A 13659-nucleotide genomic window follows, 5' to 3' on the forward strand; every position below is an offset into this window, starting at 1 on the left:
CCGAGGCTCCTGCGAACGTTGAGGCTCCGGTAGCCGAGGCCGCCCCGCAGGCTGACACCAAGACCGAAGCCAAGTCCGCGCCGTCCAAGGACGAGGACACCGAAGATGAGGGCGTCAAGTTCGTTGACCTCGGCATCGACGGCCGCGTCCTCGCTGCCCTGCAGGACGTCGGCTACGAGAAGCCGTCCCCGATCMAGGCAGCAACCATCCCGCTGCTGCTCGAAGGCCGCGACGTCGTGGGCCTGGCCCAGACCGGTACCGGTAAGACTGCAGCATTCGCAGTACCGGCACTGTCCCGCCTGGCCGAGCTCCACGACCTCAACGGCCCGTMCCGCAAGACGCAGGCCCTGGTCCTGGCGCCGACCCGCGAGCTCGCGCTCCAGGTTGCCGAGGCCTTCACCTCCTACGCCAAGCACATCGACGACTTCACCGTCCTGCCGGTGTACGGCGGCTCCGCCTACGGCCCCCAGCTGGCCGGCCTGCGCCGCGGCGCCCAGGTTGTTGTCGGTACCCCCGGCCGCGTCATCGACCACATCTCCAAGGGTTCCCTGGACCTGTCCGAACTCCAGTACCTCGTGCTGGACGAGGCCGATGAGATGCTGCGCATGGGCTTCGCCGAGGACGTTGAACAGATCTTCCAGCAGACCCCCGCGGGCCGCCAGGTTGCGCTGTTCTCCGCCACGATGCCGAGCCAGATCCGCCGGCTCTCCAAGCAGTACCTGAACAACCCGGMCGAGGTCCAGGTCAAGTCCAAGACCACCACGGGCGCCAACACCCGCCAGCGCTACCTGCAGGTCATGGGCCCGCACAAGCTCGACGCTCTGACCCGCATCCTCGAGGTCGAAGAGTTCGAGGGCGTCATCGCCTTCGTGCGGACCAAGATGGCCACCGAGGATCTCGCCGACAAGCTGCGCTCCCGCGGCTTCCAGGCTGCCGCCATCAACGGCGACATCCCGCAGCAGCAGCGTGAGCGTACGGTCGAGGCCCTGCGCGACGGCAAGATCGACATCCTGGTCGCCACCGACGTCGCGGCCCGCGGCCTTGACGTCGAGCGCGTCAGCCACGTGGTCAACTACGACATCCCGCACGACACCGAGTCCTACGTCCACCGCATCGGCCGCACCGGCCGCGCGGGCCGTTCCGGCGACGCGATCCTGTTCATGACCCCGCGCKAGAAGTACCTGCTGCGTTCCATCGAGAAGGCCACGCGCCAGCCGGTGGAGCAGATGCACCTGCCCACCGCCGAAACCGTMAACACCCTGCGCCTGGGCAAGTTTGCCGACAAGATCACGGAKACCCTCGAGTCCGAGGACGTTGCGGCATTCCGCGACCTCATCTCCTCGTACGAGGAAGAGCACAACGTGCCGGCGGCCGAGATTGCAGCCGCGCTGGCCGTCATGGCCCAKGGCGGACAGCCGCTGCTGGTCAAGGAACTCCCGGCCGCGCCGGAATTCCAGAAGCGCGAACGCTCCAAGGACGGCTTCGGCTCCCGCGGGCCGACCCGTACGCTGACCGAGGGCAACGCCACCTACCGGATCGCCGTCGGACGCMGTCAGMGCGTCATGCCGGGTTCCATCGTGGGCGCCATTGCCAACGAAGGCGGCATCTCCTCGGCCCAGATCGGCGGCATCGACATCCGCTCGGACCACTCCCTCGTGGAGCTCCCGGCAGACCTGAGCCCCGATCAGCTGAAGGCCCTGTCCCGCACCCGGATCGGCGGCGAGCTGATCCACCTCGAGCTCGACAACGGCCGCAAGCCCTCCGGCGAGCGTGGCTCCTACCAGGGCAACCGCGGCGGCGACCKTGGGGGAGACCGCGGCGGCTACTCCGGTGGCAGCGGCAACTTCAAGGGCAACGGCGGCTTCAAGCGCGAATTCCGCAAGAGCGACGGCGAGCGGTCCTCCGCTGACCGTGGCGGCCGCTCCTTCAGCGAGCGTTCCGAGCGGAGCGTGGGCACCGACACCCGCAAGCCCCGCCACGAAGGCGGCTTCAAGCCCCGCAACAAGTGGTAACCACTAKCACTATCTGAGAGAGGGCCGGCTCCTGAGCCGGCCCTCTCTTCTTTAAGCTTCMGCGCCTGTGTTCGCTTCGTCACACCGCAGGCGGACGGTCCGCCCGGGACGCCGATTTTGGCGCCCCGGACTGCCCTGGAAGCCCTGATTTCCGCGACTTTCGGCAGTACCGCGGTCGTTCGGGCGCCGATTTGTTGGTGGGCGAATCTTCCGGTAGAGTATTTACTCGTTGCCCCCCTAGCTCAGTGGTAGAGCGCGTTCTTGGTAAGAACGAGGTCACCGGATCGATTCCGGTGGGGGGCTCTGAATGAGGGCCTGTGTCAAGGCGGTTTTTGACCGGCTTAGCGCAGGTTTTCCTCATTTATGGCGGTGTAGCTCAGTTGGTTAGAGCGCACGACTCATAATCGTGAGGTCGGKAGATCGAGCCTCCCCACCGCTACAGGCAAGACCCCCGGAATCCTTGAGATCCCGGGGGTCTTTCTGTCTCTCCGGCAACTGCGGTCCCCCCAAGTGCGTGACAAGTTCCCCGTTTCACCGTAGCTTTGCAGCACCTGGCGGATGGGGGTTTCGGTGGACGTCCTGGGAGCAATCCTGGCCCCGTTCAAATGGCTGGTCTCAGCCATTATGGTGGGCTTCCATGACGGCCTCAGCGCCATCGGCATGTCGCCGGCCAACGGCTGGACGTGGACCCTGTCCATCATCGGGCTCGTGCTGGTCATCCGCGCGGCCCTGATTCCCGTCTTCGTCAAGCAGATCAAGGCCCAGCGCCGKATGCGGCACCTGCAGCCGGACCTGAAGAAGCTCCAGGACAAGTACAAGGGCAAGACCGACCAGCTCTCCCGCCAGGCCATGGCGCAGGAACAGATGGCGCTCTACAAGAAACACGGCACCAACCCGTTCTCGGCCTGCCTGCCCATGCTGATTCAGATGCCGTTCTTCTTCGCGCTCTTCCAGGTGCTCTCAGGCATCAGCAGCGCAGCCGGCCAGGACGAGGGAATCGGCGCCATGAGCGCCGAGCAGGTCAAGCAGTTCGATGAGTCCACCATTTTCGGCGCCCCGCTGTCCGCATCCCTGCTCCATGGCGGCGGCAACCAGACGGCCGTGTGGATCCTCTCCATCGTGATGATCCTGGCCATGACGGCCGCCCAGTTCACCACGCAGAAGCAGATCATGGCCAGGACCATGTCCGAGGACGCGGTGGCGGGTCCGCTCATGACCCAGCAGAAGGTGATGCTTTACAGCCTGCCGGTCGTCTTCGGCGTGGGCGGCATGGTTTTCCCCATTGGAGTCCTGATCTACTGGACCACCACCAACCTCTGGACCATGGGGCAGCAGTTCTTCGTCGTTGGCCCGGGGGTCCCCGGTCGGCCCAAGGGCTGATCCCAGCCCCCGTTGCCCTATCACTTAGGGTCCTTATGGCAGCCTGAAAGCAACCAAAAGTGATAGCGCAACGGGGGCCGGGGTTGCGTTCTCGGGCAGCGGTATGGGACAGAATKGGTCCATGACGCGAATCGCAATCATCGGCGGCCACGGCAAAGTGGCTTTGGAACTGTCCAGGATCCTCGCAGCTGACGGGCAGGAGGTCACGTCCTTCATCCGCAACCCGGACCACGCGGCCGACGTCGCCGCAACCGGCGCTACGCCCTCCGTTCTGGATGTGGAGAACGCGACGACGGCGCAGATCGCCGACGCCCTGCGGAACCACGACGCCGTCGTGTGGTCTGCCGGTGCCGGGGGTGGCAGCCCCGAACGGACCTACGCCGTGGACCGGGACGCCGCGATCCGCTCCATKGACGCCGCGGCAGACGCCGGCGTCGGGCGGTACGTCATGGTCTCCTATTTCGGCGCCGGGCCGGACCACGGGGTCCCCGCCGACAACGGGTTCTTCGCCTACGCCGAGGCCAAGGCCGCCGCGGATGCCTACCTGCGCGGCTCGGGCCTTGAGTGGACCGTCCTGGGCCCCGGGACCCTGACGAACGGACCAGGCAACGGGATGATCGACGTCGACCCCGCCGACACGTCGGACGGCACCGGAACCGCCCGCGCCAATGTCGCCCTGGTGGCGGCCGYGGTGCTCGGGCTGCCCGCCACGATCGGGCKCACCATCGAATTCCGGGACGGAACCCTGCCGCTCGCCGCAGCCCTGGGCCCACAGGCCTAGAGCCAGCGCTCAGCGCTGCCTGGATCGGCCCGGACCCGGGCCTTGGGAGGCCGCGGCCGGCCGATAGGGTAGTGGGGTCGGTCCGTGCATCCACCCGGGATGCGCGCGGCCGGATTTCGGCGAAAGCAGGCGCATGGACCAGTTGGCACTCATCGTTGGACTCCTGCTGGCCACCGTCGTGGCCGTTGGGCTGGGGGACCGGCTCCGGCTGCCCTACCCCGTGCTGATGCTGCTCCTGGCTGTGGCCCTGACGTTCATCCCGGGCTTTCCGGAAGTCCAGATCGCGCCGGATCTGATCCTGCCGATCTTCCTTCCGCCGCTGCTCTTCGCCACGGCCCAGCGCAGCTCCTGGGCCGTCTTCCGGGTCCGCTGGCGCACGCTGCTCATGCTCGCCGTYGCGCTGGTGGTGGCCTCCACCGCGGTGGTGGCCGGCGCGGCGTGGCTCATGATCCCGGGCATCGGCATCCCGGCCGCCATCGCCTTGGGGGCCATGGTGGCGCCCCCGGATCCCGTGGCCGTGGACTCCATCGCAAGCCGGGTCCACATGCCGCGGCGGCTTATCAACGTGCTCCAGAGCGAGGGACTCTTCAACGACGCCGCCGCCATCGTCATCTTCCAGGCGGCCGTGGCCGCCGCGGTAACCGGCACCAAGATCGCCTCCGACGTCGTCCTCCAGTTCGTCCTGGGCGCCGCCATCKCGGTGCTGGTCGGGATCKGCATGGGCTGGCTCACGAGCCTGATCACCCGCCTCGTGGCCTCCATGGTGGCCCGCAGCGCCGTGACCCTCGTGGTGCCGTTCGCCGCGTACATCCTGGCCGAGGAAGTGCACGCTTCCGGGGTGATCGCCGTCGTCGTTACCGCGCTGGAAATACAGCGCCACACCCGCCCGCAGGACGCCGCCGAGCGGGTCACCCGCACTGCGTTCTGGGATGTGGTGGAGCTGCTGGTCACCGGTCTGGCGTTTGGGCTGGTGGGGCTGGAAGTACGGCAGGTCATCCACGACGAAGGAACGTCCGTGCTTGGCATGGTCGGGAGCGCCGCGGTGGTCTGCGTGCTCGTGTTCGCCGTGCGGTTCGCCTGGCTGGCCATGATGTCCGGGTTGTCGCGGGCCAGGAAGGACATCCTGCGCCCGACCTCGGCGAAGGACGTGCTGATCCTTACCTGGTGCGGCATGCGCGGCCTTGCCACGCTGGCGCTGGCATTGGCCCTTCCGTTGACCGTTGCGGACGGCACGCCGTTTCCGGCCCGGAGCGAGCTGCTGGTGATCGCCTGCGCGGTGCTGCTGGCCACCCTGGTACTGCCTGGGCTGACGCTGCCGTGGCTCATGCGCGTCCTGAAGGCATCCGAGGACGGCTCGGAAGAACGGGATGCGGCGCGCGTGCTGGCCCGCCGCGCGCAACAGGCAGCGATCGCAGCGCTCAAGGACAACGAGCTCATGAGGGAACTGCCGCCGGAGAAAGTGGCGCTGGTGAAGGCGAAGATGACCCGGCTGCACGCCGAACTGCTCGACGGAAGCCTGAAAAACGAAAGCGTGGGAGAGAAGCGCAAGCGCGGCCGCGAACTGGCGATTGCCGTGCAGACGATCGCCCTCGACGMGGCCCGCCAGGAAGTTGTGGCGGCCCGGAACGAGCCGGGCATGGACCCGGAAGTGGCGGACCGGGTGCTGCGTCAGCTGGACCTCCGCACCATGATCATGCCGGACTAAGGCAACGGATCAGGGTCGGTCCCGCGCCGGCAGCGCCAGCTCCATCGCATTCGCCTCGACGTAGTCCAAAGCGTGCCGGACAGCGCCGACCGTGACGACCGCGTCGCCCAGTGGCGAGGCCGTTACGCGCGGGGGAGTCGCCGTGAAGCGGGGGAGCAGCGCCGTGATCTCCGGAAGCAGGGCGCCGGCGGAATCGGCGACGGCGCCGCTGATCACCACCTGCTCGGGGTTGATCAGGCTCGCGATCGAGGCGATKACGCGGGCCATGCGCTCCGAAATCCGGCTCAGGATCGCCAATGCCGCAGGGTCTCCCGCCGCCGCGTCCTCGAACACCCGCGGTGCGCTGGCAGCACCGCCGTCGGACGGCCCGCCGCCTGCTGCGGACCACTGCCGTGCCAGGGCCGCGATGCCGTCGCTGGAGCCAACTCCCTCCACCATGTCCAGATAGCCCATCTCGCCGGCGGCCCCGCCGCCGCCGTGGAGCAGGCGCCCGGATTCCATGACCCCGGCGCCCAGACGTTCGCCCGCGAGGAGCACCACCAGATCGTCCACCCCCGTACCGGAACCGCGCCAGCGCYCACCGAGGGCGGCCAGGTTGGCGTCGTTTTCCAGGAGCACTGTCCAGCCGTGCAGATCCTTCAGCGCGGATCGGAGCCCGACGTCGAACAGGCTCCAGAACCGCTGGGTCACGAGGACGTTGCCGTCCCGGTCCACCGGTGCGGCGATCCCGGCGCCCACGGCGAGGACCATGCCGGGGTCCGTTCCCGCGGCCTCCAGGGCCCGGCGGCAGGCGCGATCGATGACGCCGATCCGCTCCTGCGCGGGGATGTCCGCCGCACGGAAGCTCTCACTGGACCGGCCGACTATGGTGCCGCGGAGGTCGGCCACGGCGGCGGTGGTGGTGGCCGCGCCGATGTCGAGGCCCAGAACGAAGCCGGCCTCCGGGTTGAAGGCAAAACGCCGGGCCGGGCGGCCCTTCCGGGGACCTTCAGAGTTCGTTCCGGGCTGCTCCAGCTCCACGATCCAGCCCCGGCCGATCAGATCCTCGCAGACGGCGATCACCGAGGCCCGGGTCAGCCCGGTGAGTGCCATCAGCTCTGTCCCGGTGGCAACCTCCGCGCCTCGGATGTGGCGCAGTACGGCCTGGGCGTTGACGCGGCGCAGCAGCTGCGGCGTGGCGGCGGCTGCGTGCGGCATCACTTCTTGACCTCTTCTGTTCCCGGACCCATAATTGTTCAGGMAATATATTTAGCTTGTATCTAAAATACCAGAAGCCGTCTCCCAGCCCCGAAGGATCATCCCTTGTCCAACACCGCCACGCTGGCAACCCTGTCCGGTTCCGACCTCGCCGCCGACCCCAACTGGTGGCGCCAGGCCTCGGTGTACCAGATCTACCCGCGGAGCTTCTCCGATTCCAACGGTGACGGCCTGGGCGACATCAAGGGCATCACCGCCAAGGTCCCGTACTTGAAGCAACTCGGAATTGACGCCGTCTGGCTCTCCCCGTTCTACCCCTCGGCGCTGGCCGATGGCGGCTACGACGTCGACGACTACCGCGACGTCKACCCCAAGCTGGGCACCCTGGCGGACTTCGACGAGATGTCCGCCGCGCTGCACGCGGCCGGCATCAAGCTGATCGCGGACATCGTCCCCAACCACTCCTCCAACCGGCACGTCTGGTTCCAGGAAGCCCTTGCCTCCCCGCGGGGCTCCGCCGCACGCGAGCGCTACATCTTCCGGGACGGCCAGGGCGAAAACGGCGAGATCGCGCCCTCGGACTGGGAGTCCGTGTTCGGCGGCCCCGCCTGGGAGCGCATCACCGAGCCCGACGGCACGCCCGGCCAGTGGTACATGCACATCTTCGCCAAGGAACAGCCGGACCTGAACTGGTCCAACCGCGAAATCCGCGACGACTTCCTCAAGACGCTCCGCTTCTGGTCGGACCGGGGCGTGGACGGTTTCCGCGTCGACGTCGCCCACGCCCTGACCAAGGACCTCACCGAGCCCTTGATCTCCAAGGTCGAGCTCAGTGCCGCCAACACCGGAACCGACGGATTCGACGACGGATCGCACCCCTTCTGGGACCGCGACGAAGTCCATGAGGTCTACGCCGAGTGGCGCGAGGTCTTCAACGAGTACAACCCTCCGCGCACCGCCGTCGCGGAGGCCTGGGTGCACGCCAGCCGCCGCGCCCGCTACGCGAGCCCGCAGGKCCTGGGCCAGGCGTTCAACTTCGACCTCCTGCAGGCCGACTTCGACGCCGATGAGTTCCGCGAAATCATCACCCGAAACCTCGCCGAGGCCACCGAATCCGGCGCCTCCTCCACGTGGGTCTTCTCCAACCACGACGTCGTCCGMCACGCCACCCGCTACGGCCTGCCCAAGGGCGGCGGCAAGCACGCCCAGGGCCAGGACGGCAAGGGCTGGCTTCTGGCCGGAGCCCCMGCCGAAGAACTCGACGTCGAACTCGGCCTGCGCCGGGCCCGCGCCGCCACGCTCCTGATGCTGGCCCTGCCCGGATCCGCCTACCTGTACCAGGGCGAGGAACTGGGCCTGCAAGAAGTCGCGGAGATCCCCGACGCCGAGCGCCAGGACCCCACCTTCTTCCGGAACAAGGGCGTCGAGATCGGCCGCGATGGCTGCCGCGTGCCGCTGCCCTGGGCGCCTGAAGGCACCTCGTTCGGGTTCGGCGACGGCGGCGCGCACCTGCCGCAGCCGGCCTGGTTCGGCCGCTACGCCGTGGCAGCCCAGGACGGCGTGGAAGGCTCCACGCTGGAGCTCTACCGCACAGCCCTGAAGTTCCGCCGCGAACTGCAGACCTCGGAGGAAATGGAATGGCAGGAATCCGGCAGCGCCGACGTCCTGCACTTCAGCCGCCCGGGCGGCTGGCAGACGGTGACCAACTTCGGTGACACGCCCGTGGAGCTGCCCGCCGGTGAGGTGCTGGTCAGCAGCGGCCCGCTGGACAGCGGACTGCTGCCGGCCAACACCACCGTCTGGCTGCGGTGAGCATTCCGGCGAAGAACTCGTCCGGCGCGCCCGCCCGCGACGGGAATCCCGGCCAGGAGCTCATCTATGGCTGCATGGGTCTGGGCGGCAGCTGGTCGGCGGAGCCGTACTCGTCCGCGGAGGTGGACGAGGCGGCGGCCGCCGTCGAGTCAGCCCTGAAGGCCGGCATCACGCTCTTTGACCACGCGGACATCTATACCAACGGCAAGGCCGAGGCCGTTTTCGGCGAGATCCTGGCCGGGACTCCGGGACTGCGCGAGAAGATCCGGCTCCAGACCAAATGCGGCATCAGGCTCAACGAGCAGGGCCTGGAGGCGTACTACGACCTCAGCCGGGACGGCATCCTGGAACGGGTCAACGAAAGCCTGGCCCGGCTCCGCACGGACTACGTCGACGTGCTGATGCTGCACCGCCCGGATCCCCTGATGGATCCGGMGGAAGTGGCATCCGCCGTCGGGCAGCTCATGGCCGAAGGCAAGGTGCGCGCCGTGGGCGTGTCCAATATGTCGGGTCCGCAGATCGAGATGCTGCAGGACCGGCTCGAGACGCCGGTGGTGGCCAACCAGCTGGAGATGAGCCTGCTCAAGCGGGCCTGGCTCGAAAGCACGGTGCTGGTCAACCATGCCGAGGGCACGGACTACAGCTTCCCGCACGGCACCGTTGAGTATTGCGTCCGGCACGGCATCCGGCTGCAGGCGTACGGCTCGCTGGCCCGCGGCCTGTACACCGGGGCGCCGGCCGCCGTGCCGACGCCGGCCGAGGAAGCMGCCACCGCCCTCGTCGCCGCCCTGGCCGCCGCGAAGGGGACCACGGGGGAGGCCATCGTGCTGGGCTGGCTCATGAAACACCCCGCCGGGATCGCGCCCGTGATCGGCACCGCCAACCCGGACCGGATCCTCGCCTGTGCCGGCGCCGCAGAGGCCGCCGCGTCCATGACCCGCGCCGAGTGGTACGGGCTCTGGGTGGCAGCGCGGGGCAGCAACATCCCCTAACGGTTCCACGCAACCCGACCCGTCGGCCCGCAGCACCGGCCGTCCTGAGCGATCAAGGCGGCCCGTGCTGCGGTCCGGCCGGGTGCGGATGTGATTTTGGTCGTAATGGTCACACCGGAGGGCCGGATCGCTTAGCCGCAAACGCCTCCGGGMGGATAGCGTAGATGCATGACTTCTACCACCACCGCCGAATCCCTTCGGCCCCAGCGCAACATCCCGGCCGACATTGCCCGCTCCTGGCTGCTGGTCAACGCGATGAAGCCCGAACTCTTCGGCCAGTCCGCCGTCTCCCGGGCCGATGCAATCATCCTCGACATCGAAGACGCGGTGGACCCCTCCCAGAAGGACGCCGCCCGCGACAACGTCGTGAACTGGCTGACCGCCGGCGGCCAGGCGTGGGTCAGGATCAACGACGCCACCAGCCGGTTCTGGGCCGACGACCTCGCCGGACTGCGCGGCACCCCCGGCCTGCTGGGCGTCATGCTGGCCAAGACCGAATCGGCCGACCAGGTCACGGAGAGCTTCCACCGGATGGACGGCAAGACCCCGGTCATCCCGCTCGTCGAGTCCGCCGTCGGCATCGAGGAAGCCAACAACATCGCGAAGGCCCAGGGTGCTTTCCGCCTGGCCTTCGGCTCCGGCGACTTCCGCCGCGACACCGGCATGGCCGCCACCCCGGAGGCCATGGCCTACCCGCGGGCCAAGCTGGTGGTGGCCAGCCGCGTCGGCAACCTGCCCGGCCCCATCGACGGCCCCACGGTCGGCACCAACCACCCGATCCTKCGCGAGCAGACCGGCATCACCGTGATGATGGGCATGACCGGGAAACTCTGCCTGGCCATCGACCAGACTCCGGTGATCAACGAAGTCATCAGCCCCACCCCGTCCGACGTCGCCTGGGCCACGGACTTCATGAACGACTTCGAAGCCAACGGCCGCGTCATCCGGGACGGCTCCGACCTGCCGCGCCTGGGCCGCGCCGAGAAGATCATGAAGCTCGCGGTAGCCTTTGGCGTGAAGCCGGCCCTGTAGCCGCCCCGCCGCTGAAGGAGACCCCGTGACCGATACCCGTTATCTGGTCCACGGGGTCTTTTGGGATGGGCCCGCGCCCGGATCTCTGCCCGGGGCGGGGGAGCCCGACTGCGGACGCGMAGTGCTGCGCCTGCAGCCGCTCGGGGGCGATGGCGACGGCGGGGAAGCCCCGGACGCCTTTACCGAGCTGACGCTCGACGCCGGCACCCGGCTGGGTTTCCGGATCGCCGCCGCCGGCAAGGCCTGCCTGGGGCGCCATGTGGTCCACGGGMCGGCGGACCGGGACCACGTTCCCTGCCCGTCGCAGGAACCCGCGGAGCGGGGCAGCCAGTGCCAACGGTGCTTCGTTCTGGACGACTCCCGGCTGATCCACGACTTCCACCGCGGCGGCCGGGTCCCGCCGGGCCTGCGCGCTTACCTCATGCAGCCGCACTGGCTCTACATCGCCACCTTCGCCGGCGGTGCCAGCAAGGTCGGAACCGCCTCCCACCTGCGCAAATGGACCCGCCTCGCCGAACAGGGCGCCGTCGTCGCCCGTTACGTCGCCCGCGCCGAGGACGGCCGCGTGGTACGGATCCTTGAGGACATGATCACGCGCGACGCCGGGCTGCCGCAGCAGGTCCGCTCCGCCGCGAAGGCCGCAGCGCTGGCCGGGCCGGTGGCCGCCGTCGAACTCGACGCCCTCAACCGGCGGCTGGCCGCGGAAGTCCGGGAACTGCTGTCCCGGGTCCCCGCCGACGGCTTCGGGATCGTGGACGAGCCGTGGTTGCGACCAGGCCTGGCGGAGGGCGCCTGCCTGCCGAACGGTGCTGGMGCGCGKACCGCACGCCACCCGTACCCGCACGCGTTCGATTCGGGTGACCACGGGTTCGGGATCGCCTCCCTGAGCGGCAGCTGCGCCGTCGCGGGTCTGGCCGGAACGGACCTGGAATTCATCGTGAACCTGGGCCTGCTGAAGGCCAAGACGATTCTGCTGGGGGAGTACAAGTCCGACGTCCCGGCCGTGCAGGAATCCCTGTTCTGAGGCTGGATTTGCCCCTCGACGCGCAAAATGCCGGACGCGCCCGTATTCCGGCGTCGCCGGGCATTTTGAGCGTCGCCGGAAATTGTGCGGATCGCGGCGTGCGTCGCCGGCCCCGGTAGACTGGCACGGTGCTGAATGAATTCTGGGCCACCGCGTCAACCGCCTACAAGGTGCTCGTCTTCAGCGCCATGGGACTGATTGCCCTCGGCATCGTCCTCAGCGTGGTAGGCAACAGCACCGGCAACCAGGCCCTGGCCCTCGCTTCGCTGCCGGTGATCGGGCTGGGGCTGATCCTGCACCTTGCCGGGCTTGTGGTCCGCGGCCAGGYGGTCCGGAAGAATCTMAAGCGCTAGCGGCCGCGTTCCGCAGCACATGGCTCCGGGCATGCTCCACGGCGTCCGGGAGGGACGTGAACAGGTGMTTGTGATGCCGCAGTGAGCGAATGACGCCCACGTTGGTGACGAGCTCCAGATGCTGCGGCTGGACCCCCTTCAGCAGGACCGTGACGCCGCGCAGCTCCAGTGCGGAAATCACCTCCACGAGCGCATGGGCGCCGGTGGCATCCAGCATCCGCAGCTGGGACAGCCGGATGATGGCCACCTGGATGTCTTTGACCTGGCCGATCTCCTGCAKGACCCGCTCCGCGGCGCCGAAGAACATCGCCCCGTCCAGCCGGAAAATCGCGATGTGCTCATCCCCGGGAAGCGTCGGCCCGGGAACCGCCTCGCGCCGGACCCCGCTCAGGGAAGCGAACGTCCGAAGCGTGAACACGGCAGCCGCGGCGAACCCGATCTGGATGGCCACAATGAGGTCGAAGGCGACTGTAATGAAGGCCGTGATCACGAACACCGCGGCGTCGGCGCGGGTGGACCGCAGKATCGCCGTKACTGTGTGCCGCGAGACCATCCGCGTGGCCGTGACCATGAGGATGCCTGCCAGAGCCGCCAGCGGGATCCGTCCGACCAGCCCGGCCGCCAGGTAGATGATGGCCAGCAGCACGAGCGCGTGCACGATTGCGGCGAGCCGKGTCTTCGCACCGGAGCGGACATTCACGGCGGTCCGGGCGATCGCGCCCGTCGCCGGCATGCCGCCGAAGAAGCCGGCGGCGATCGAGGCCAGGCCCTGGCCCGTGAGCTCGCGGTCGGGGCTGTACGCGCCGGACGGACGGCCGTCCGGGCCGACCATGCCGGAGGCCACCCGGGCCGAGAGCAGGGATTCGATGGCGGCCAGCGTGGCGATCGAGACGGCAGGCATCAGGAGACTGCCCAGTGCGCCCGGATCCAGGGACGGCATGGACGGTGCCGGCAGGGAGTGCGGAAGCGCGCCGATCCGGGGGATGTCCAGCKCCAGCACCTMGGCCGCCACGGTGGCGAGCAACACCGCAATGAGGCTTGCGGGCAGTGCCTTGCTGAGCTTGGGMAGCAGATACATCACGGCGKCGACACCCGCCACCACAGCGAGCGTTTGCAGCACAGCCGGGACGGTAGCCTGCGACGCGCTCTCGACGGCGGCCAGGAAGGTGTTGTGGCCCGGCGTTGCCTCGGTGCCCGTGGCCAGGGGGACCTGCTGCAGGAAGATGATGGCGGCGATGCCGAGCGTGAAGCCCTCCACGACGGGCCAGGGGATGAAGGCGACGGCGCGGCCCAGTCCGCTCACCCCCAGGATCATGACGATCAGTCCGGCCAGTACCGACACCAGGGCGATGCTGCCGACGCCGTGGGCGG

General features: G+C 68.7%; 10 protein-coding genes, 2 tRNA genes and 1 pseudogene. 11 read left to right on the top strand and 2 right to left on the bottom strand.

Annotated elements, in window-relative coordinates:
- The 6 genes from AC1DBQ_RS16160 to AC1DBQ_RS16185 all read left to right on the top strand — a co-directional run.
- On the top strand, positions 1–2012 hold a 2012-nt coding region (locus AC1DBQ_RS16160; RefSeq protein WP_476929473.1), incomplete at its 5' end, for a DEAD/DEAH box helicase.
- 231 nt (positions 2013–2243) lie between these two features.
- Positions 2244–2315 (top strand) — tRNA-Thr (locus AC1DBQ_RS16165).
- Between the two features lie 62 nt (positions 2316–2377).
- A tRNA-Met gene (locus tag AC1DBQ_RS16170) sits at positions 2378–2451 on the top strand.
- A gap of 131 nt (positions 2452–2582) precedes the next feature.
- Entirely contained in the window at positions 2583–3392 is an 810-nt protein-coding gene (gene yidC, locus AC1DBQ_RS16175) for a membrane protein insertase YidC (protein ID WP_476929481.1), read from the top strand.
- 121 nt (positions 3393–3513) lie between these two features.
- Positions 3514–4173 carry an NAD(P)H-binding protein gene (locus AC1DBQ_RS16180; RefSeq protein ID WP_476929474.1) on the top strand — a complete coding sequence of 220 codons (660 nt, stop codon included), beginning with the start codon at positions 3514–3516 and terminating at the stop codon, positions 4171–4173.
- 133 nt (positions 4174–4306) lie between these two features.
- Entirely contained in the window at positions 4307–5878 is a 1572-nt protein-coding gene (locus tag AC1DBQ_RS16185; protein WP_476929475.1) for a Na+/H+ antiporter, read from the top strand.
- A 9-nt stretch (positions 5879–5887) separates the two neighbouring features.
- On the opposite strand, the gene AC1DBQ_RS16190 is transcribed toward AC1DBQ_RS16185, so the two are convergent.
- Positions 5888–7075 carry an ROK family protein gene (locus tag AC1DBQ_RS16190; RefSeq protein WP_476929476.1) on the bottom strand — a complete coding sequence of 396 codons (1188 nt, stop codon included), beginning with the start codon at positions 7073–7075 and terminating at the stop codon, positions 5888–5890.
- Between the two features lie 105 nt (positions 7076–7180).
- On the opposite strand from AC1DBQ_RS16190, the gene AC1DBQ_RS16195 reads away from it, so the two are divergent.
- The 5 genes from AC1DBQ_RS16195 to AC1DBQ_RS16215 all read left to right on the top strand — a co-directional run bounded on the left by AC1DBQ_RS16195 (position 7181) and on the right by AC1DBQ_RS16215 (position 12288).
- A complete protein-coding gene (locus AC1DBQ_RS16195) occupies positions 7181–8887 on the top strand; it encodes a glycoside hydrolase family 13 protein (RefSeq protein ID WP_476929477.1) in 1707 nt (568 codons plus the stop codon).
- A gap of 2 nt (positions 8888–8889) precedes the next feature.
- The gene (locus AC1DBQ_RS16200) at positions 8890–9879 is read left to right on the top strand and encodes an aldo/keto reductase (RefSeq protein ID WP_476929482.1); all 990 of its coding nucleotides are present in this window, start codon (positions 8890–8892) and stop codon (positions 9877–9879) included.
- Between the two features lie 168 nt (positions 9880–10047).
- Entirely contained in the window at positions 10048–10911 is an 864-nt protein-coding gene (locus AC1DBQ_RS16205) for an HpcH/HpaI aldolase/citrate lyase family protein (RefSeq protein ID WP_476929478.1), read from the top strand.
- Positions 10912–10936: 25 nt separating this feature from the next.
- The gene (locus AC1DBQ_RS16210; RefSeq protein ID WP_476929479.1) at positions 10937–11935 is read left to right on the top strand and encodes a DUF2797 domain-containing protein; all 999 of its coding nucleotides are present in this window, start codon (positions 10937–10939) and stop codon (positions 11933–11935) included.
- A 128-nt stretch (positions 11936–12063) separates the two neighbouring features.
- Positions 12064–12288 (top strand): DUF3188 domain-containing protein, encoded by a 225-nt coding sequence (locus AC1DBQ_RS16215; protein WP_476929480.1) that lies wholly within the window; start codon positions 12064–12066, stop codon positions 12286–12288.
- 100 nt (positions 12289–12388) lie between these two features.
- Here the strand turns inward: AC1DBQ_RS16215 and AC1DBQ_RS16220 are convergent.
- Positions 12389–13603: pseudogene (locus tag AC1DBQ_RS16220) on the bottom strand (SulP family inorganic anion transporter); the annotation flags it as partial.
- Between the last annotated feature and the right edge of the window lie 56 nt (positions 13604–13659).

This window comes from Arthrobacter sp. 10T413_2 (assembly GCF_056394205.1).